Here is a 20,799-nt window from a genome sequence, read left to right as displayed (position 1 = left end):
GACGTGGCTCTGACGCCCTCTCCCGGGTGCGGGGCGTCCCGTGTGCGGGGCGGGGCTGGAAGCACCGAGCGCCCCCACCGCCTCTTCGAGGAGACCTTCTGCCGCAGGCGGGAGAGGGGATGGGTCGTGTCGGTGCCGACCGTCAGACCATCGCGTGCGGACTGATCGTATGGCGGTACCCGCCCCGGCCGGCCCGGCGCTATGCTCGCCGGCCATGGTCCCGCATGCCCTTTTTCCCGATCGCGCTCCGTCTGTGAGGCGCCGATGCTGAGCGTGAGCATGGTGCTGGGCGCGGCCGGACTGTGGCTGGGCCTGATGTTCGCCGCCGGTGTCTACGGCGAGCGCCATCCGCAGGTGTTCGCGGGCCGCTGGCGGCACGTCTACGCGCTGTCGCTGGCGGTGCACTGCACATCGTGGACGTTCTACGGCACGGTCACCCAGGCCGCGCGCTACGGCTGGCCGCTCCCGCCGACGTTCCTGGGCGCGATCCTGTTCTACGCACTGGCGTGGAACTTCATGGTGCGGCTGGTGCGACTGGCGCGCGAGAGCAACGCCACCTCACTGGCCGACCTCATCGCCACCCGGCTGGGCAAGGATCCGTGGCTCGCTGCGACGGTCACCCTGGTCGCCGCGCTCGGCCTGATTCCCTACATCGCGCTGCAGCTCAAGGCGGTGGCGATGAGCTACGCCACGCTGACCGGCGGCGCGCAACGCGATCTGGCCGAGATTCCGGCCTGGCACGACGTCGGGCTGTATGTGGCGCTGGCGATGGCGGCCTTCACGATGCTCTTCGGCACACGTCGTGCCAGCGCCGCCGAGCACAATCGCGGCCTGGTGCTGGCGATGGCGTTCGAGTCGCTGCTCAAGCTGGCGGCGATGCTGGTGCTGGGCGTGTTCGTGTGGCTGCTCGCGCGCGGGTTGCCGTCGCTGCCGGCACCCGCCACCCAGCACCTGGACGGTTTCACCCCGTTGGTGTTCCTGGGCGCGCTGGCGATGTTCATCCTGCCGCATCAGTTCCACGTCGCGGTGGTGGAATGCCGCGACGAGGCCGACGTGCGCACCGCGCGCTGGCAGTTTCCGCTGTACCTGTTGCTGATCGCGGTTCCCGGCCTGCCGCTGGCGCAGGCCGGCATGGCGCTGCTCGGCGACCGCACCCCTTCGGACATGTACGCGTTGGGGTTGCCGCTGTCGCAAGGCGCCGACGGCGTGGCGCTGTTCGCCTTCCTCGGCGGCCTGAGTGCCTCGACGGGCATGATCGTGGTCAGCACGCTCACGCTGAGCCTGATGATCGGCAACCACTGGTTCGCTCCAGGCCTGGTCCGGGGTGCATGGGCGCGATCGGGCGGCGGCGGCGATCGCCGCGGCGATGTGCTGATGCTCCGGCGCATGGGCATCGTCGCGATCATGCTGCTGGCGTGGCTGTACGGGCGGATGGTCGGCGATACCGATGCGCTGGCCGACATCGGCGCGGTCTCGTTCTCGGCGCTGGCGACCCTGGTGCCGGCGCTGGCGTTCGCGATCTGGCGCCCGCAGACGCCGGCGCGTGCGGCGATCGCGGGTGTGCTCGCCGGCTTCGCGGTGTGGGCGTGGACGATGCCCGCGCCGGCCCTGCTGCCCGACGCGGCCTTCTCCGCACTGCCGTCGTGGCTGTCGCCGGATGCGCTGTTCGGGTTGAGCGGCTGGAGCCCACTCGGCCGTGCGTTCGGCAGTACCCTCTTCGTGGGCACGTCGGTCACCGCGCTGGTGGCGATGTTCGATCGGCGCGAACGGCGCGATCCCGCGCGCGGTGCGGATCTGCGCGCCTTGCGCAGCGCGGGGCGTCGCTTCCTGCCGGTGGCATTGGTCGACACGGTGTTGCGCGACGCACCGCGCAGCGGCGCGGTACCGGTCGCGATCGAGTCCCGGCTGGAACGCGAACTGTCGGCGGTACTGGGCAGCGCATCGACGCGCCTGCTGCTGGATGCGGCCCGACGCGAGTCCGGGCCCGACCTGGACACGGTGGTGGCGATCGTCGACGAAGCCTCGCAGGAGCTGCGCGTCAGCCAGCGGGTGCTGGAGGCAGCGCTGGAAAACATGAGCCAGGGCATCAGCGTGGTCGATGCCGAGCTGCGGGTGGTCGCCTGGAACGCACGTTACGCGGCGTTGTTCGGCTATCCGCCGGCCTTGCTCAGGATCGGCGTGCCGGTGGCCGAACTGGTCCGTTACAACGTCGAGCGGGGCCTGGTCGATGCCGGTCCGGTCGGTGCCGAGGTCGACAAGCGCATCGATCACATGCGCGCGGGAACCCCATACGTGGCCGAGCGCCGGTTTCCGGGCGGCGCGACCATCGAGATTCGCGGCAATCCGATGCCCGGCGGTGGCTTCGTCGCCACATTCACCGACGTGACCGCGTTCCGCAGTTCGGAGCGCGCACTGCGCCTGGCCAACGAAACGCTCGAACAACGCGTCGAGGAGCGGACCCGCAGCCTGGATCTCGCCCGGCGCGAGGCCGAGCGTGCGAGCGAGGCGAAAAGCCGCTTCCTGACCGCCGTCGGCCACGATCTGCTGCAACCGCTGCACGCCGCGCAGTTGTTCACCGATGCGCTGCGGCAGCAACTCACCACGACGCCCGGCATGCGGACGACACCGGGCGGCGCACCGCCGCAACTCGATGCGTTGCGTGGTGCGCTCGATGCGACGACCGACCTGCTGACCGGTCTGTTCGACATGGCGCGCCTGGAGGCCGGCGGGCTGGTGCCGCAACCGCGTACGTTTCCGCTGTCCGATGTCCTGGAGCCGCTGGCGGCCGAGTTCGGCGCGCTGGCGGCGGCGCGCGGTCTGGCTTTCGATCACGTCGCCTGCCGCGCCTGGACGCACAGCGATCCGCAGCTGCTGCGGCGGGTGCTGCAGAACTTCCTCGCCAATGCGGTGCGCTACACGCGTCAGGGGCGGGTCCTGCTGGGGGTCCGGCGAACCGCCGACGGCGTGCGGATCGAGGTGCACGACACCGGTCCGGGCATCGCACCGGAACAGCAGGTGCTGATCTTCGAGGAGTTCCGGCGCGGCGAGGGCAGTCCGGGACAGGGGCTGGGGCTCGGATTGGCGATCGCGGATCGCATCGCACGTCTGCTCGATGCACGCCTGTCGCTGCACAGTCTGCCCGGCCGGGGCACCGTGTTCGCACTGGCATTGCCACGTGCGGCGCCGGGTGACGAGCGCACGGTGTCGATAACGCGTGCCGGGCTCGCCGGCGCGCGTGTGCTGCTGGTCGACAACGAACCGCAGGCGCTGGAGGCTCTGCGCCATGTGCTGGCGGGATGGGGCTGCCGCGTGGAGGCGGTCGGCGATCGTGCAGCGGCGCAGGCGGTGCTGGCGGCAGACCCGGTCGATCTGTGGCTGTTCGATTACCACCTCGACGATGGCGATACCGGGGTGGCGCTGGCCCGCGACCTCGCGGATCGACACGGCGCACGTCCGACCCTGATCCTCAGCGCCGATGCCAACGATGCGGTGCGGCGCGACGTCGCCGAGCAGGGGCTCGGCCTGCTGCAGAAGCCTATCCGGCCGCTCGCGCTCAAATCCACGCTCGACCGGCTCTGCGCGACCCGCCTGGCCTGATCCCGGCCGGGCACGCCATCGGGGCGGCGGTTACCATGGCGCCCCGTCCGCTCCTGTCGCATCCGCCATGCCGTACACCCCGATCCTGGCCACGCTCGGCTACGTCCTGTCGCCGGACCGCCGCCGCGTGTTGCTGATCCATCGCAATGCCCGTGCGGACGACCAGCACCTGGGCAAGTACAACGGCCTGGGAGGGAAGATCGAGGCGGACGAAGACATCGTCGAAGGCATGCGTCGGGAAATCCACGAAGAGGCCGGCATCGAGTGCGACGACATCCAGCTGCGCGGCACCATCAGCTGGCCGGGCTTCGGCAAGCACGGCGAGGACTGGTTCGGCTTCGTGTTCGTGATCGCCGGTTACAGCGGGACGCCGTTCGAGACCAACCCGGAAGGTACGCTGGAGTGGGTGGAGATCGACCGTCTGATGGAACTGCCGATGTGGGAAGGCGACCGTCACTTCCTGCCGCTGGTGTTCGACGACGACCCGCGCGCGTTCCACATGGTGATGCCCTACGCCGGCGGGCGGATGCAGTCGTATACGTACTCGCGGATCTAGCGCGGCGGCACGTCGGCGCCGGCACGCCGCACGTCTTCAGACACTGACCTGTCGTGCGGGATCGACGATCTCGAGTTCGCGCAGGATCACCCCGGCCTGGGTCCGGTTGCGCGCACCGAGCTTCTCGAAGATCGCCGACAGGTGCGCCTTGACCGTACGTTCCTGCACATCAAGCCGGTCGGCGATCTGCTTGTTGAGCAGCCCTTCGGCCACCAGCGCGAGCACCCGGAACTGCTGCGGCGTCAGGCTGGCCAGACGTGCGGCGAGATCGGTATCGCCGGGGGTGGAGGCGGCCCGCGACACCGCGCCGCGCAGGGCCGGAGGCAACCACTGCTCGCAGGCGAGCACGGCGCGGATCGCATCGCGCATGTCCTCGAGGCCAGCGCTCTTGGGGATGTAGCCGGCCGCGCCGTGATCGAGCGCGCGGCGGACGATCTGCGGATCCTCGTTCGCGGACACCAGCACCACCGCGACGGCAGGAAACTGCGCCCGCAATGCGGCCAGCCCGGCCAGCCCGTGATTGCCCGGCATGTGCAGGTCGAGCAGGACCAGATCGACCTCGGGACGGGCGTCCAGAGTGGCGACGACCTCGTCGAGGGTGCCTGCCTCGCAGGTGCGGATGTCCTCGGCCGCCTCGTCGGCCGCACTCCGCAGCGCGGCGCGGAACAGCGGGTGGTCGTCGGCGATGAGCAGGGTCGGCATGGCCCGATTGTAGGTCAGCCCCGCACCCCCTCGTGCCTGGTACCAAAGTACGATGACCGGACAGGGGAGGCGCTGCTACGGTGCCGGCATGAACCGGATTCCGATGCCCGCCGCCCTTCTCGGCGCCGCCTGCACGCTGCTGCTTGCAGGCTGTGCCGCCACGCCCCCCGCCGCGAACGCTCCGGACGCGAACGTGCATCGAACCGACTCACATGCCACGCCGCCACGCGATGCGCGGGCCGCCCGTTCCGCCGAAGCGCCGCGCCTCACCGGCCAGGCGGCGCACCGCGACGGCGACGACCTGTTGACCGCGGGCCTCGGGCTGACCGGTCTGCAGCAGGCGACACCACCGCCCTTCGCCGACCCGGAGGCGCCGACCGCTGCCGAGCTGCGTCGTCGGGCCGTGTGGAGCAGTTGGCGGGGCATCGCCGATCTGCGGCCGGAAGGCGGCTATGGCGTCGTGTACGGCAGCGCCGCCACGGTGCCGGGGCGGGAATTCCACGCGCTCGCCACGGTGCCCGGTGCGAAACACCCGCACAGGCTGATGGTGCAGGTCCCCGACGGCTTCGATGCGGGACGTCGCTGCGTCGTGGTCACGGCTTCGTCGGGATCGCGCGGCATCTACGGCGCGATCGCGGTCGCCGGGGCCTGGGGCCTGCCGAAGGGCTGTGCGGTGGCGTACACGGACAAGGGGGCCGGCAGCGACTACTTCGATCTCGACGCCGGGCAGGGGATCGCCGTGGACGGGCGGGTCGCGGCGCCCGACGACCCCGCGGCCGCTTTCGATCCGGGCGCCGGTGTGCCAACGACGGGCATCGCGTTCAAGCACGCCCATTCGCAGGACAACCCGGAGGCGGACTGGGGACGCCATGTGCGCCAGGCTGCCGAATTCGCGCTGGCGACGCTCGAGACCGCCATGCCGCAAGGCGCCCCGTACACCTTCGACAACACGCGGATCATCGCCGTCGGCATCTCGAACGGCGGGGGGGCGGTGCTCCGGGCCGCCGAGGACGGTGACTGGCTCGACGCCGTCGTCGCAGGCGAGCCGAGCATCCACATCGATGCGCCGGGCGCGCGCGCCCTGTACGACTACACCACCGAGGCGGCATTGCTCATGCCGTGCGCGCTGGCCGATCTCGACGCGCTGCCTACGTCGCCGTTGTCGACGGTCGCCACCGCCATGCGTGCGCCGCGCTGCGCGGCGCTGCGGGCCGAGGGCGTCATCGAAGGCGACGACACGGCGGCGCAGGCCCGGTCCGCGCATGCGCGTCTGCGCGATGCCGGCTGGACCGAGGCCGCATTGCGCGCGGCGGCGCTGTCGGTGGACTTCGACCTGTTCCGCGCGGTGGCGGCCACGTATGCGTCGGCCTACGGCCGTTATCCGGCCGGCGCCCATCCGTGCGGGATGTCGTTCTCGGCACAGCATCCGGATTTCAGCCCGCGCCCCGCGACCGCCGCCGAGTGCGCGGCCTGGTGGAGCGATGCCAGTGGCATTCCGCCCGGCGCAGGCGTGGGCGTGATCGATCCCGCGCTCGCGGCGCCGGACCTCACAGGCCCCGGCCTGCAGTGCCTGCGCGCGCTGTGGACGGGTGACAGTGCCGATGCGCAGCGGGTGCGGGCGGGCGTCGCGGCAGTGGCTTCGGCGCCGCCGCGGGCTGGATTGCCGGTGCTGGTGGTGCATGGCCGCGACGATGGCCTGATCCCGTTCGCGTTCACCAGCGCGCCTTACGTGGTCGCCTCGCGTGCCGCCGGGCGCGACGTGCGGTTGTGGGAGGTGCGCAACGCACAGCACTTCGACGGCTTCCTGGCGCTGCCGGACTACGCCGCACGCTACGTCCCGCTGCTGCCTTACGTGTACGCCGCCCTGGACCGGGTGGATGCCTACCTCGACGGCGGGGCGTTGCCGTCCGACGCGGTGATCGAGACCCGCCCGGGCGGGCACCTGGATGCGGCCGCGCTGGCCGTACCGGGGACCTGACCGGGCGGCGACATCCCGCCGCGAGTCAGTGCATCACCAGGGTCGTCGGTTCCCGGTCGGCACGGCAGCGGACCGCCCGACTCCGAGCTGCCCGCTTCCCGCGTCCCGGATGTCGTGGCGTACACGGGCGTGCAGGCTCACGCAGCCGGTTCACGCGATGTCTGGCAGGCTGAGCTCCCGTTCGGTCGCCGGTGCCGCGATGCCCAGATCCCGCCATTTCTCGATGCTGCGCGAGTTCCAGCTCGCCGACTGGTTCACGCTCGCCAACGCCTTCTGCGGTACCGGCGCGATCTTCGCGGCGATGCGCTTCCTGCAGGACGGGGTGGTCCGGGATCTGATGATCGGCATGGCGCTGATTCCGTTGGCGTTCGTGTTCGATGCGCTCGACGGTCGCATCGCGCGCTGGCGCAAGGTGGCCTCCACGCTGGGGCGCGAGCTGGATTCGCTGGCCGACATCATTTCCTTCGGCGTCGCACCCGCGGCGCTGGCCTACGCCTGCGGGTTGCAAGGTGGGTGGGACTGGATCGTGCTGAGTTACTTCGTCGGCTGCGGGGTCAGCCGGCTGGCGCGCTACAACGTGACCGCGGAGGCGATGGGCGGCGCCGAGGGCAAGGTGAAGTACTTCGAGGGCACGCCCATTCCCACCAGTCTGCTGCTGGTGGTGGTGCTGGCGATCGCGGCCTGGCAGGGGCGGATCGGCGATGCGGTGTGGTTCGGGCAATGGCAGCTCGGCCCCTGGCAGTTGCATCCGCTGGTGTTGATGTTCGCGATATCGGGGACCTTGATGATCAGCAAGACCTTGCGGATTCCGAAGCCTTAAGCTCTCGCGTCCGGGGTAGGACTGGAGGCTCCGTCACCGATTGCGCTGCCGGTCTCCCGCCGGCCGGCCCCTGAGATGCCGCGGCGGAGGGGGCCGGCGCGGGCGAGACGGGCCTGGCCGCATGCGATGGGTGGTCGCCGTGCATTGCTATGATCGGGACGACACCCGGAGGTTTTATGACGCAGGATGTACCGCAGGGATTCGCCGCGGCTGCCGCCGATTTCGAGGCGATGGCTCGCCGGTTCTGGGGCGTGTGGGCCGACAGCATGCGCCAGGCGCCGACGGCTGCAGCGCCCTCTCCTTATTCGATGCCCGGTTTCGGCGGCGTGCCCGGCATGGGCGCCGCGGCGGGGATGGGAGTGCCCGGCATGGGCCTGCCGGGTGGAGGGGCTTCGGGGCCGGGGATTGCCGGGTTTGGAATGCCGGGCATCGGCGTTCCTGGAGCCGCCGCGGGGGCCTTTCAGGATCCGTTCGCATGGTGGGCGCAGCAGGTGCGGGGGCCGGCGGGCGCGCAGGACGCCGCCGGACGGTTCGATGCGCTGGCGCGCCACTGGTACGTGCAGATGCAGCAGCTGGTCGCGCAGTTCGCCGGGCGCGACAACAGCGCCGCGGATGTGGCGGAAGCCTGGCGGCAGCTGCTCCAGGCAGGCGGCGGCAATCCGTTCGCGCAGCTGTTCGCCATGGCGCAACGCCAGCCGGGCTCGATGGGGCCCGAGGCGTGGATGCATCAGGCCGCGCCGTGGTTGCAGGCGCTGCGTGGTCAGGCGCACGACTGGTTGCGGATGCCGGCCTTCGGTGTGGCGCGTGAACACCAGGAGCGTTGGCAGCTGCTGGCATCGGCGCAGATCGCGCTCCAGGAAAAGCTCGAAGCCTACGGTGCGTTGATGGCGACGGTGCTCGAGGATGCGCTGCAGCGGTTCGAGCGCAAGCTCGCCGAGCGCGAGGCGCCGGGACTCGGCATCGATGCGCCGCGAGCGTTGTTCGATCTCTGGATCGATGCCGCCGAAGACGCGTACGCACCCGTTGCAATGGGTCCGGAGTTCAGACGTGTGTACGCCGAACTTGTCGATGCGCAGATGCGGGTGCGGCAGTGCGTGCAGCGAGAAGTCGAGCAGGTCTGTGCGTTGTTCGATATGCCGACGCGGACCGAGCTCGATGGTGCGCATCGCAAGATCGTGGAGCTCGAACGCCAGGTGCGGCGGCTGCGCGATGCGGTGACGCGGCGCCCCGTCGCCGGGGTCGATGCGGCCGGCGTGCAGCGGGAACGTGGCAGGGCGGGTACGGATCGCGTGGCCCCGCAGGCTGCGGCGTCGCGGGCGGAAGAAGCCGACGTCGGCGCTGCCACGGGCACCCGATCTGCTGTGCGCGCGTCACCCGCGCGCAAGTCCGCGACGAAGCGTACGAGCCGCGCCTCGACGCAGAAAACGACCGCCGCTAAGTCGGCCAAGGCGCCGGCTCGCGCGATCGGACCAAGGGATGCGGACGATGCGCGAGCGGCCGATGAAGCCGCTGCGGCGACGACCCGCGCGGCATCGCGTTCCCGCGCCGAGTCAGGACAGCGGCGCAAGGCGCCGGGGGGCGCCCGCACGCGTGCATCCGCGACGGCTGCCAAGGCGGCGGATGTGCCGCGGGGCAGCCGTATCGCCGGCCAGGACGGCGGGGCCGAAGTTGCGCCGGCCACTCGTGCTGCGAAGAAGAAGACCGCGGCGCCGCGCCACCGCAAAGCCCAGCCGGCAAAGCGGCCGTCTGTCCAACGGGCCCGCAAGGCCGCGCCGAAGGCGGCGGCGCCTGCACGCACGGCGCGCAAGGCGGCTTCGCCTCCCACACGCCGGGGGCAAGCCGACTTGTTTTCGGCTGCCGAGGCGATGCCCACCGCGCCGCAACCGCTGAAGACCGGCAAGGGGAGGCGTTGACATGAACGGTCCGCTCGATATCGGCCTCGACACCTTGATCGAGGACACGGTGCGGGTCCAGCGCCAGCTCGGCGCCGGTCTGCAGACCCTGCAGTCGCTGGGTGACACGGATTTCGGCGCCACACCGCGCGAGGAAGTCTGGCGCGACGGCAAGACCGTCCTCTACCGGTTCCGGGGCGAAGGCACGCCCACCGGCAACGCGCCGCTGCTGATCTGCTACGCGCTGGTCAACCGACCCTACATGGTCGACCTGCAGGCCGACCGCTCGCTGGTGCGCAACCTGCTCGCCCTGGGCGAGGACGTCTACGTGATCGACTGGGGCTATCCGGACCGGTCCGACCGCTTCCTCACCCTGGAGGACTACATCGAGCGCTTCCTGGGCGGCGCGGTCGACCACCTGTGCGAGCGCTTCGGCATCGACGCGGTGGACCTCCTCGGCGTCTGCCAGGGCGGCGCGTTCTCCCTGTGCTACGCCGCATTGCATCCCGACCGCGTGCGCAACCTGATCACCATGGTTACCCCGGTCGACTTCCACACGCCCGACAACATGCTGGCGAACTGGACGCGCGAGCTGGACGTGGACTTGTTCGTCGACACGCTCGGCAACGTGCCGGCCGACATGATGAACCTGTGCTACCTCACGCTGAAGCCGTGGCGCCTGTTCGTACAGAAGTACGTGGGTCTGGTCGACATCCTCGACAACCGCAAGGCGGTGGAGGATTTCCTGCGAATGGAGAAGTGGATCTTCGATTCGCCGGACCAGGCAGGCGAAGCATTCCGCCAGTTCATCAAGCAGTTCTACCAGGGCAACGGCTTCGTTCGTGGCGGCATCGTCATCGGCGAGCAGGAAGTCCACCTGGGGATGGTCGAAATGCCGGTGCTCAACATCTACGCCGAGCAGGATCACCTGGTGCCGCCGTCGGCTTCGCGGCCGTTGCGCGATCTCGTCGGCAGCGAGGATTACCAGGAGCTGTCGTTCCGCGGGGGCCATATCGGCATCTACGTGTCCGGGCGCGCGCAGAAGGAAGTGCCGGCCGCGATCCACGATTGGCTGCGCGCGCGCTCGGGCTGATTCCACGCGGAGACGGCGGCACTGCGCATGTTCGCGCGCGGACTTGGCGCACGATCGCGGGGCTGATGCGCGGTCTCCACACGACCTTGGCCTCCCGGCGCTAGACTCGAGCCAGATTTTCCCGGACACGACCGACCATGAACGCCCAGACCACCTTGTCCCGCTCCATCAACGACCGTGTCATCGCTGGCGTACTGGGCGGCGTCGCGCGTCGTTTCGGCTGGAATCCCACCTGGGTTCGCGTGGGTTACATCGTGGTGTCGGCCCTGTCGGCCGCGTTCCCCGGCATTCTCGTCTACCTGGTGCTGTGGCTGGTGATGCCGGAAGGCGATTGAACATGTCGGCCCGGATGCCGTCCGGGCCGTCGTGGGGGCGGCATGTCGCGCTGGGTGCGGGCATGTTGTGGACGGCGCCCAATACGTTGGTCGGGCTCGTTGCCGGGGTAGCGGGGGTGCTGCGCGGCGCCCGCATGCGCTGGTCGTCCCGGGATCGCGCCTGGGTCTTCTTCCGTTACCCGTGGGGCCCGGGCGGTGCGATGACCCTGGGCAACGTCATCCTCGCCACGGCCGACACCCTGGATGTGCCCTGCACGAGCTACTCGCAGCGGGCGGGCCTGTGCGAACACCCGGAGATGCGCCTGGGCGACCACGAGCGCGCGCATGTCTACCAGTACATGGTGCTGGGCCCGCTGTTCCTGCCGCTGTACTTCGTATGCGGCGGCATCCATGTGCGCAACCGTTTCGAACGCGCCGCGGATCGCTATGCGTTGACCGGGCGGGGATGGTGGCCGTGGCCGACGCCGTAGATAGCGGCCATGCGTGCTGCGATCAAAGCTACTTCGCTGCCCGCATCATTTCGGAGCACACAGTCTGCGGAATGCAGCCGGGTGATACGTGGGTGTCACCAATTCGATGTTGGTGAACGGGCCATATGTGCGTTCACGCCTGTTGAGGCACGAGTAGATCCCACCATGCCCTCGGACTTCGGTGATATCGCTCTCGCTCCAAGTCGAATTCGGATACTGGGGAATGTTCTCCCATCCATATGCGGCACCTTCGGACGCGTCCACAAGGATGTAGAGCTCGGTCTTGCCGAGCCAACCCGAGGACTGCTCGAACCGGTCGATCTCGTTGATCTGGATATCGTCTCGTTCGATATGCGGGTAGGGGCCTTTCCAGATCGCGCGGTAAACGAAGGTTCCGGAGTCCACATTCCCCTCTTCGTCGGCTCGTTTGGAGATGCTGACCGAGACGGGCCAGAGGGCCGTCGTCAGCAAGAAGCACACAACGCCGGCGGCGACACTGATGGCGGGTCTCCGCCCGAAACGAAGAAGCAAGATGCCGACGCCGATGGCCAAGCACGACGCGATGAACGCAATGAGCGAGACACCCGCCACCCCTTGGCGATCATCAATTCCATAGCTTGAGGTCAGTCCCGAGAGCAGGCCGGGTGCCAGCGTCCCTACCGCAGCGACGAGAAGAATGGGGATGAAAATGATGAGTAGAGGAGTCGTTCTCATAGGGCGCCGAGCGATCAGTTCCCGAGCACAATGGGTTCTCGAATCAGACTTTCGCAACAGCAGGCGTGTCGCTTCAACGAGGCTGGATGGGCCTACACAGGTGCCTTAAGGCCGCTGCGTGGTAGATCGGGGTCAGAATGTCGATCCGGCTGAAGGGGCCGAACGTACGCTCGCGACGGCCGAGGCAGGCGTAATAATCGCTTCGCTCCCGGGTCTGTGGATATCCGCTTCGCTCCATCCAGGGCTGGGCAGCGTGGGGACGTCCTTCCAACCGTACTCGGGATCTTCCGATGCGTCTGCGCGGGTGGTGACCACCGTTTCGCCGAACCATTCGCTGCCGGTCTCGCGATGGTCTTCCAGATTACCGATGCTGAGTTCCGGAAGCTCTAAAAGCTCCTTCAAAAGTAGAGTTTCGACGTGTTGGTTGCGGTATTTGACCGCGGGGGATGCCCCAAGCTGGTGGCCTTTGACGGGCAAGCGACGATAATGGGAGGACGTACTGCGGCATCTGTTGATCAGAGAGACCCTGCAGTTGGCCCCACGGCGTCACGATGAGGAAGCGCAGCTCGAAAGAAGGCCGGTCAAGGCTGAGCGTTCATTTCGATTTCAACAGCCACTGGTTCAGAAGTGATTCCGCCGCGCTCGATGTGAACGTCGAAAACACCATCGCCCGGAATCTTTGTTGAGCCGACCAGATCCGCAGTGAAAGCGATTTCGGCTGTCATTCCCTCGACCTCGTGCTGAGCACGGAGAGGCGGAGGCATCGGATTGGGAGTGCTATCGTCCGCCTGCTCCGGAAGAGGGTGGGGGAATGCAGGGCCGGTGTAACGAGTTCCTTTCGCGCGGTCGATCGCGACGATCGTCATGGGAGGCGCCGGAACAATGACGGGAAGGACCGCGCGCACGCAGAGGGGAACGACAAGGGAGGGCGTGCCGTTACTCCTGACCCGATCGGGTGCGCTCAACAGAATACCCGTCCATTCTGGGCTCGACGGGCGCGGCGGCGTGCAGTCGACCGGGCCTTCGATGTTGACTTCAACGGAAGCGAAGACGCTCGGTTCGATCTCGGCTGCCATGATCTTGTCTCGATTCTGTGCCTGACAGGAGGTAGTTGCCATGAGCGATACCAGGAGGAGTCGCGCGTGCGCAGATCTGCGGGCCAGAGCACTGGATTTCACTTCCATCAGAATCGGCTCCAGCCAAGCCTGAGATCTACCTTCTTGACCGCCTTGAAACCGTCTGGACAGACGGTGGAGCTGCTAGTCCCAGCCTGATCCCGTCGTTGACCCGTTACTTCGCGGCAACCGGCGTGCACAGGCGCCGGAACGCGTCGGCATGGAACGTCGGGGTCACGAGATCGACCCGGGTGAACGGGCCGACGCTGCGTTCGTGGCGGTCGATGCAGGCGTAGTAATCACTGCGACCGCGAACTTCGTCGATGTCCGCTTCGCTCCAGCCCGGGTTGGGCAGGGTGGGGACGTCCTGCCAGCCGTAGGCCGGATCGTCCGACGCATCGGCCCGGGTGACGATTAGCGTCTCGCCGAACCATTCACTGCCGGTGTTCCGGTACTCCTCCAGATTCCCGATGTGGATTTCGTGCAGCTGCGTGCGTGGGTAAGGGCCTCGCCAGAAGGGGCGGTACACGTAGAACCCCGCATCGGCGCTGCGGCCGGCCTCTGGATCCTTGTGCACCGTGATCCTGGTCGGCCACAGGACGATGCAGAGCGCGAAGCACAGCGCACCCGCCGTCACTGCGACCGCCGGGCGCTGCCCCAACCGTGTAACCAGCACTGCGACGCCGGTGGAGAAACAGGTGGCCAGAAACAGCACCAGGGCGATGCTGCCGAGGCCGTCGGTGTCGATGCCCAAGTACCGCGCCACGGGAGACATCAGTCCGGGCGCGAGCGCGACAAGGCCCGTTGCCGCAAGGACCACGCCCAGCAGCCAGAATGTCCAGTGCCTGTTCTTCATTGCTTCATGCTCCGCGGCATCGTCTCCGTCAGTTCCCAAGCACGAAGCTTTCGCTCACCGACATGCGTGGATCGAACCCGAGGTTGGGACGATAGGTGAAATTCGCATGGATCGGTCGGGGGCTGTCGGCTTCCATGACCTTGACGAACTTCGCTACGAGGCCGAAATCGGTCAGCCAGAACGATTGACGCCACGGCAGGGTGGCGGTGACCACGATCGGCTCGAGGTCCTGCGCAAGCAGCGGCTCGTCCGTCGCGATCGCCTCGGCGTCGACTGCGTCGTCGAGCACGGCCGGCACATCGTGTTGCGTTTCTTCGAACTCCAGCGTGCGCTTCTCGCCGACGTTGCCACGGTAGTCGCTGATGGCGATGTCGTAGTCCGGCAGGAGGACGTACCAGGTCGCGACGTCCGGCGTGCTCCCGCGAAAGATCCTGGTGAACCAGCCGCGGCTGTAGTAATCGCTGCCGCCGGTCTCGCCCACGATTTCCTTGCTTGCATCTTCGTTGAGCAGGGTCGGGGTGTAGCGCGCGTTGTAGTACCCCTGCATTTCCGCTGTCTGGTCCGCGTACTCGCCGACGGGTTCCCCGGTCTCGTCCTTTCGACCGGCCCCGAAGATACATCGATTCGCCCAGCGCTCGATGGGCGTGTCGTTCTCACCATCGGCCTTCATCGCTGCCCAGATCGAAATACCGGCTGCGACGAGCACCAGTACCACGGCCACAACCCAGCCGACCACCGGAATCGCAGCGGATGCGGCCGCGCCACCGAGAAGGGTCGTCACACCCGCAGCGATCGAGCCAGCGCTCATGATCAATACCGCACTCGCCGCACCGCTGACCATGGCGGTGGTGCGCCATGCCTGCTGTGTGGCATTGCCACTGCGCGCGATCAACTGGGCGTCCTTGGCGGCATCGATGATGATGCCGCCCCAGCCGAGCGCTTTGCCGAATGCCTTTCCCCGCATCATCTTCAGAAGGCCGCGCTCGAACGCCTGCCCAGGGAAGGCGCGCAACGTTGCGATGTTGCGACGGACCACCACATCGCGCGCCGAACAGATGGCGCCGGAAATCGCGCCCAGCGTGCCGACGACGCTGGAGACCACTGTGGTGTAGTTGACCAGGTCCGGTGTCTCCATGGATTTCTTTGCCGCACCCCACAGCGCGACCGCATTGAGCAGAAGCAGGCCGCTGTTGACGCCGCCGCGCAGGTGCGCGGCGATCCGGGTCAACGGCATCCTGTCGGTCGCAGAGAACCGGATGTCCTCCGAGGTGATCAACCGCACTCTGCGTCCGTTGTGCGTCACCATGTTCAACCGGGTCGGTGCGTCGGGTCGCAGCAGATCGTTGTCGATGAGATAGCGGACCTCGCTGGTAAAGCCGCTGCGGACGAACTGGGACTCGGTCAGGACGTAGCGTGTCCGAAGAAGCCCGATCACCCGGCGCACGCCCACATCGACGATCGCGTCGCCGATACGCATGGTCATGCTGGTGTCGACGGCCACGCGTTGTAAGGCGACGACGCGTGACATGGTCAGCTGTGACACGTTACGCACAAGGATAGCCGTGGCGGCATTCTGGACCCATTGCTTGCCCGCGCTGTCGATGACGCCGTCGGCGGCAGTCAATAGCGCTTTGTGGACGTTTTCGTCCGCGAAGGGTTTGTAGCCGGCGAGCGCGAGATAAAGCGGGCTCTGAGGATCGTTGACCCAGCGGCCGAGGCGCTGATACCGGGGATCGTTTTCCTCGCGTTTGGCCAACGGGAGGCCCATGCCATCCATCATCTGGGCGATACCGAATTCCAGCGCCGCCGCGGAAATCTTGACATTACGGTCGTAACGCATGAGTTCGCGGGCGACCGACAGCTGATTGCCCGCCCAGGAAGCTTCGAGAGACTTCAGCCAGTCGTCATGATCGGCCGCCGCCGCTTCGATTGACGCGAGCAGGGTCTCGATCTGCTGCTGAGCCTCCTTGCGCTGGCGAAGAAACGTCTTGTACCTGGGGTCGTTGACCCGCTTGGCGAAGCGCGCTCCCGCCTTCGTATCTCGGTGGTTGCGCGTCAGGATGTCGTAGAAGCGTTCTTCGTCCTGGCCGGCCTCCTGCCAGGGATCACGCGAGCTTTCGGCGGGAAAGAACGAGATCAGACTCTGCTTGATGACCGTCGCCGCGATGTTGCGACGGACATAGAGATCGCTGTTGACGTGAAGCGACTCGACGTCCAGCCGCATCGCCGCTGGCAACTGGGCGCCACCACTGCCGCGGGGGCGTTGCTGGACCACGTCCGGATTGCGGATGTCGTTGACTTGGTGCGCGTAGAGATTCGCGATCGCGCCCAGGTCCTGCGTGATGCCTTCGGCGTCGCGCAGCACCGCCACCACGGGGACCTTGGGGCGGGTGTGCCGGTAGCCTGCTGCGAACGACATCAAGGTGTCGAATGACGCCTCCGCCGCGGGGCTGTCGTTGGAGTGGCTCCAGTCCATGGGCATCGCATCGCGCTTGTATTCCTCCACCCACTCGCGCATGGCGTCGACCGGCATGACGTCCGCCTGCGTCGATGGCGACGAGGCGCCATCGGTCAGTTCCGCCAGGTCCAGCGGCTGCATGTACTCCGCACGCTTGCCCGCATTGGTCTCGATCTCGGCGATGCGCGTGTCGGTCCAGAGATGGGAACTGAACCCGATCCACACCTCGGTCGCGTCGCGCTCCGCCCATACCGTGAACCGCCCGGCACCCGCTTCCTGGTAGTTGTCGCGATGCGAGAATCCGTTGCCGGCGTACTGGTTGCCGTAGCGGTACTGGGCGAGGCTGCGCACCCGCAGCTCGTGATACATGCCGCCACCACTGTGCTCGTGGATCACGACCTTGCGTCCGCAGGGGCCGTTCATGAACACGTAGACATAGCCGCGACGTGGCATGCGCAATGTGTACTTCGACCTGCGCAACGAGGAGATCGCGGTAAAGCCGGTCTCGAGCCGGTAGGGCGCGTCCCGGTAGGCGATCGTCTGCGTGTCGCCTTCCATCTTCGGCACCACGCCGTAACGGACCGGGATGATCGGAATCCGCTCCGAGCATTGCGGCGAGGCGACGCCGCTGCCGATGCTGCTCTGGGTCATTGTTGCGTCCTTTCGTTCTCTTCCATGGCGCGAAGTGCGTCGAGGCGATCCTCGGGGGATCGCCGGGTGTCGGCGACCGCGCCCAGCAACGCATCGTCGTCGAAGGGCTGGCTACGCCAGGGAAACAAACCGGCCATGGCGCGGATGACCGCTTCCGACGAAATATTGACGCCGCTGAGCTTCGCGACCGTGCGTTCGATATACGCGATGGTGTCGCGTTCGTCGTCGTCGTTGCGGAACGCCAGACGCTCGAACGCGAGTCCGGTCACGAAATGGCGGTGGCCAGCCTGCTGGATGCGCTGAAGCTCCTCAGCGCTGAAAACGAAGCGCGATGCGCCCGCGAATCTCGCTTCGGGCTTATGAGGGTTACGCGCCATCCACCAGCGGTGACGAGGCCCGGTGTTCTCCCGCCAGATCATCGCCTGGGCCGGGCCCAGTAGTACCGCCCTGCGGGCTGGCGACAGTGCCTCCATGATCCCCCGCAGCTTTGCCGGGTTCCATCGGAAAAGTGCTTCGCCGCCGTCGGGCATGCCGACCAGCCTGAGAGTACCGATATGGTCCGCGACCGCCTGCAACGGGGCGTCCGATACGATCAGCAGACTGCCGTCGGCTGAGGCCCAAGGGCCTGAGAACGCTTCGAGAAGTGCGTCGTTACGGACTCCGGCAAGCAGGGGCCCCGCGTCCTGCTGTCCCCGCATGTCGGTGTTGGCCCATGCCCACGCCATCGGGGCGTCGGCATCGAGGGCCGACACCAGGTCTTCCACCTCGGGTGCCGGCGGAAACTCCAGGGCGTCAGGCGCCAGGCCCGGATACGCCCAATCCTCCATGATTCTGGAATCCAACAGCAGAGCCGACTGTTCCAGGCGTTCCCGAAGGCGTTGATCGAGCTCGTCTCGTTCGATTTCTTCGCAAGGTGCGGCGGTCGTGGCGGGGACGAGGGACGGCGCTCTCATGCGGCGTTGCGTCCGCAGGGACAGTCTCCGAGCGGGCAGGTGCCATCCGATCTGCGCATGCACATACGTCCGAGAAGGCCCTCCGGCATCGGAGGCGGTGCGATTGCCGCGCTCTCCCCGCCCCGAAACGGATGCTGGCTCGCCTTGACCGTAAATTCCCCCGGGCACTCGAAGGTGATGTCGCCGCCTTCCAGCACCACCCGCGATTGCCCGGCCTGCAGGACGATCTTCTCGTTGGCGAGCACGTCGATGCGCTCGTCGGTGGCGGTGAGGGTGACGGATTGGTCGGCCAGCAGTTCCAGCTCGCCGGTGTGAGCCTGCAGGCTCAGCGGGCCGTTGGCGGCGATGGCGCGCACCGGGCCGGCGTGGGCGTACAGGGCGGTGTGCTGGCCGGCGACGCTGGCGAAGGTCTGGCCGGCGGCCAGGTGCGCATCGCCCTGGGCGGTGAGGTGCAGCGCGCCGCCGGCGTAGGCCACCGCGCTCTTGGGGGTGGCGAAGGCGATCGATTCCGGCGATTCGGCGATCAGCCGGGCATCGGCGAAGCGCTCGACCGGGTCGTCGCCCGGTTCGCGGCCGTCGGCCGGCTTCATCGCAGGCTGGCCGGCCACGCTGCCGCTGTAGGCGCCGTCGGCTTCGGGGTCGAGGGCTTCGCGCAGCGCGGCGAGCTGGGGATTGGCGTCGAAGCCCGGCACCTGCTGTTGCTGCAGAGTGTCGTGGAGCGCCTCGGCGGTGCGCTCGGCGCCCTTGAGCTGGGCCACCGCGTCGCCGATGTCCATTTGCGTCGAGGTGCCGTCGGGACGGGCGCTGGCCGACAGCAGCAGGCCCTGGGCGGCGTGCACGTTGCCCCAGCCGGCGCTCGCCAGCTCCACGCCCTGGCCGCGCAGGCCGCCGCGGCGGGCATCGTCGTGCTGGATCAGATAGCCCAGCTCCAGCCGGCTCTCGGCCAGGGTGGTGTGCAGGCGGGTGCGCAACTGGCCCGGGGTGTCGTCGATCACCCACTGCTGGGTACCGCTGCCGTCGTGGGCCTGGCTGTGCAGGCCGCTGAGGGTGCCGGGGTGGTTGGCGTCGCCGTCGGTGCCGGCGGCGAAGGGCAGGGCGACCTCGCCGTTGTAGAGCTGGCCGGTGATGCGCGGCTGGTCGATGTCGCCGTGGGCGAACTCCACCAGCACGTCGGCGCCGATGCGCGGCAGGAAGTGGCTGCCCCAGTTGGGGCCGGCCACCCACTCGGCCACCGGCACCCAGGTGCCGCTGGTGTGGTCGCCCGGCGCATGGGCGTCGCCTTCGAGGCCACCGGCATTGGGCTGTGCGCCGCGCTGCCAGGCGAACTGGATGCGCACCTGGTGATCGCGGGTGGGACTGACCGCCGATTCCGGCAGGCCGACCACGCGTGCGGTCTGTGGGCCGTGGACGCGCGGGCGGTCGTGCGGCAGCGGCGCGACGGGCACGTCGACCGGGGTGGCGACGAAGCGGTTGCGGTAGCTGCCGTGTTCGAGATCGGCGGTGGCGAGCAGGGCGGTGATGCCGCTGCCGAGGTTGTTGACGGCCACGTGCTCGACGGCCATCGGCACCAGCACGGCGCCTTCGTGGCGCGGGTGCTGGCGAACCGTGATGGGCTGGCCGGCGTCCAGGGTGCGGGCGGTGCCGGCGCCGCCCAACTGCCAGCCGCGCAGGCGCAGGGCCGCGAGGCGGGCGGTGGCGTCGTCGTCGGCGTAAGCGGCCTCGGCGAAACGGCCGGCGCGCGGTTGCACGTAGACCTCGAGCGCGGGCACGGCCTCGCCGTGGGCGCCGGCCTGGGAGGCGACGACCGCGGCCACGCGCTCGCCGTGCCAGCTGCCGACGGTGCTGCGGTTGGGGACGAGCTCGCGACGCTCGGTGAGGGCGGTGATGGCGTCCTCGGCCTCGCTGGCGTCGGCGCGATGGAAGCGCAGCGGTTGCGCCTCGGGCCACTCGGCCTCGGCATCGAAGATCACCAGGGTGTGGCCGATGGCAGCGTCCTGGCCGCTGTCGCCAGCGCGGGTACGCCCCGCGCCGTCCTGCGTATCGCCATCCTGGTCGTGCGCGAAGCGCCAGGCCAGGCCGGCCTCGGCGAGCAGGCGGGTCACGAAGTCCCAGTCGGTCTCGCGGTACTGGGTGGTGATGGCGCGCACGGGCAGGGTGCGGGTGACGTCGAAGCGCCAGGCCGCACGCGGCACGGCGGCGAACACGGCCTCGATGACGCCGCGGGCGTCGAGGTCCTGGAAGATGCGCGCATCGCGGCGGTGGCGCAGCCACTCGGTCCACGGGGCGAGGGTGAGGCGGTAGCGGGCGAGGCCGCCATCGCCGCCGAGCGGGGCGACGGCGGCGCACAGGGCGTGCCAGTTACGCTGGCCGCCGTCGGCGCGGCGCAACTGCAGCGACAGCCTCTGGCCGAGCAGGGCCGAGGCGTCGACGAAGGCGGAGGTCGCGAGCACGTCGACGTCGAGGCGGAACGGCGCGCAGACGGCCTCGGTGGCGTGGAAGCGCTCGACGACCAGGCCGTCGACCGGCGCGACGAGCTGGATCAGCCGCGCGTGCTGCGACGGGGTGGCGAGCGAAGCCAGGGCGTTTCGCGCCAGAGCAGGCATGTCCAT

Annotated in this window: 16 protein-coding genes; 8 read left to right on the top strand and 8 right to left on the bottom strand. The window is 68.5% G+C overall.

What is annotated here, in order from left to right; translation table 11 throughout:
- Positions 1 to 279: 279 nt before the first annotated feature.
- Together RG19_RS08480 and RG19_RS08475 are read left to right on the top strand one after the other, a co-directional pair.
- On the top strand, positions 280 to 3,597 hold the full coding sequence (locus RG19_RS08480; protein ID WP_338037924.1) for a hybrid sensor histidine kinase/response regulator: 3,318 nt from the start codon (positions 280 to 282) through the stop codon (positions 3,595 to 3,597).
- A 67-nt stretch (positions 3,598 to 3,664) separates the two neighbouring features.
- Positions 3,665 to 4,153 (top strand): NUDIX hydrolase, encoded by a 489-nt coding sequence (locus tag RG19_RS08475; protein ID WP_058834894.1) that lies wholly within the window; start codon positions 3,665 to 3,667, stop codon positions 4,151 to 4,153.
- A gap of 36 nt (positions 4,154 to 4,189) precedes the next feature.
- On the opposite strand, the gene RG19_RS08470 is transcribed toward RG19_RS08475, so the two are convergent.
- The gene (locus tag RG19_RS08470) at positions 4,190 to 4,855 is read right to left on the bottom strand and encodes a response regulator transcription factor (protein WP_058834893.1); all 666 of its coding nucleotides are present in this window, start codon (positions 4,853 to 4,855) and stop codon (positions 4,190 to 4,192) included.
- A 103-nt stretch (positions 4,856 to 4,958) separates the two neighbouring features.
- Here RG19_RS08470 and RG19_RS08465 point away from each other — a divergent pair, with 103 nt between their 5' ends.
- From RG19_RS08465 to RG19_RS08440, 6 genes are all read left to right on the top strand, one after another.
- Entirely contained in the window at positions 4,959 to 6,833 is a 1,875-nt protein-coding gene (locus RG19_RS08465; RefSeq protein ID WP_082672811.1) for a 3-hydroxybutyrate oligomer hydrolase family protein, read from the top strand.
- Positions 6,834 to 7,032: 199 nt separating this feature from the next.
- Positions 7,033 to 7,653: a CDP-alcohol phosphatidyltransferase family protein gene (locus RG19_RS08460; RefSeq protein WP_058834892.1), complete on the top strand. Its 621-nt coding sequence runs from the start codon at positions 7,033 to 7,035 to the stop codon at positions 7,651 to 7,653.
- A gap of 149 nt (positions 7,654 to 7,802) precedes the next feature.
- Positions 7,803 to 9,566, top strand: a complete 1,764-nt coding sequence (gene phaE, locus RG19_RS08455; protein WP_082672565.1) for a class III poly(R)-hydroxyalkanoic acid synthase subunit PhaE — start codon at positions 7,803 to 7,805, stop codon at positions 9,564 to 9,566.
- A 1-nt stretch (position 9,567) separates the two neighbouring features.
- Positions 9,568 to 10,638 (top strand): class III poly(R)-hydroxyalkanoic acid synthase subunit PhaC, encoded by a 1,071-nt coding sequence (locus RG19_RS08450; RefSeq protein WP_058834890.1) that lies wholly within the window; start codon positions 9,568 to 9,570, stop codon positions 10,636 to 10,638.
- Between the two features lie 137 nt (positions 10,639 to 10,775).
- Positions 10,776 to 10,973, top strand: coding sequence for a PspC domain-containing protein (locus RG19_RS08445; RefSeq protein ID WP_058834889.1), 198 nt, complete (start codon positions 10,776 to 10,778; stop codon positions 10,971 to 10,973).
- Between the two features lie 2 nt (positions 10,974 to 10,975).
- Complete coding sequence (locus tag RG19_RS08440) at positions 10,976 to 11,443, top strand: hypothetical protein (protein ID WP_058834888.1); 468 nt, start codon at positions 10,976 to 10,978, stop codon at positions 11,441 to 11,443.
- Between the two features lie 45 nt (positions 11,444 to 11,488).
- On the opposite strand, the gene RG19_RS08435 is transcribed toward RG19_RS08440, so the two are convergent.
- The 7 genes from RG19_RS08435 to RG19_RS08415 all read right to left on the bottom strand — a co-directional run bounded on the left by RG19_RS08435 (position 11,489) and on the right by RG19_RS08415 (position 20,799).
- Complete coding sequence (locus tag RG19_RS08435; RefSeq protein ID WP_058834887.1) at positions 11,489 to 12,157, bottom strand: hypothetical protein; 669 nt, start codon at positions 12,155 to 12,157, stop codon at positions 11,489 to 11,491.
- Positions 12,158 to 12,289: 132 nt separating this feature from the next.
- Positions 12,290 to 12,634: a hypothetical protein gene (locus tag RG19_RS17585; protein WP_157515210.1), complete on the bottom strand. Its 345-nt coding sequence runs from the start codon at positions 12,632 to 12,634 to the stop codon at positions 12,290 to 12,292.
- A gap of 104 nt (positions 12,635 to 12,738) precedes the next feature.
- Entirely contained in the window at positions 12,739 to 13,233 is a 495-nt protein-coding gene (locus RG19_RS17580; protein ID WP_157515209.1) for a hypothetical protein, read from the bottom strand.
- A 214-nt stretch (positions 13,234 to 13,447) separates the two neighbouring features.
- Positions 13,448 to 14,128, bottom strand: coding sequence for a hypothetical protein (locus tag RG19_RS08430; RefSeq protein WP_058834886.1), 681 nt, complete (start codon positions 14,126 to 14,128; stop codon positions 13,448 to 13,450).
- A gap of 28 nt (positions 14,129 to 14,156) precedes the next feature.
- Positions 14,157 to 17,237, bottom strand: a complete 3,081-nt coding sequence (locus RG19_RS08425) for a T6SS effector BTH_I2691 family protein (RefSeq protein WP_058834885.1) — start codon at positions 17,235 to 17,237, stop codon at positions 14,157 to 14,159.
- A complete protein-coding gene (locus RG19_RS08420; protein ID WP_058834884.1) occupies positions 17,234 to 18,190 on the bottom strand; it encodes a DUF4123 domain-containing protein in 957 nt (318 codons plus the stop codon). Before RG19_RS08420 ends, RG19_RS08425 begins: the two co-directional genes overlap by 4 nt.
- Positions 18,187 to 20,799 (bottom strand): type VI secretion system Vgr family protein, encoded by a 2,613-nt coding sequence (locus tag RG19_RS08415; protein WP_082672564.1) that lies wholly within the window; start codon positions 20,797 to 20,799, stop codon positions 18,187 to 18,189. The genes RG19_RS08420 and RG19_RS08415 overlap by 4 nt, the downstream gene beginning before the upstream one ends.

It is taken from the genome of Luteimonas abyssi, from assembly GCF_001482195.1.
Taxonomy (GTDB): domain Bacteria; phylum Pseudomonadota; class Gammaproteobacteria; order Xanthomonadales; family Xanthomonadaceae; genus Luteimonas; species Luteimonas abyssi.
Note: the sequence above shows the minus strand (reverse complement) of the source record. Positions and strands in the feature narration are given on the sequence as shown.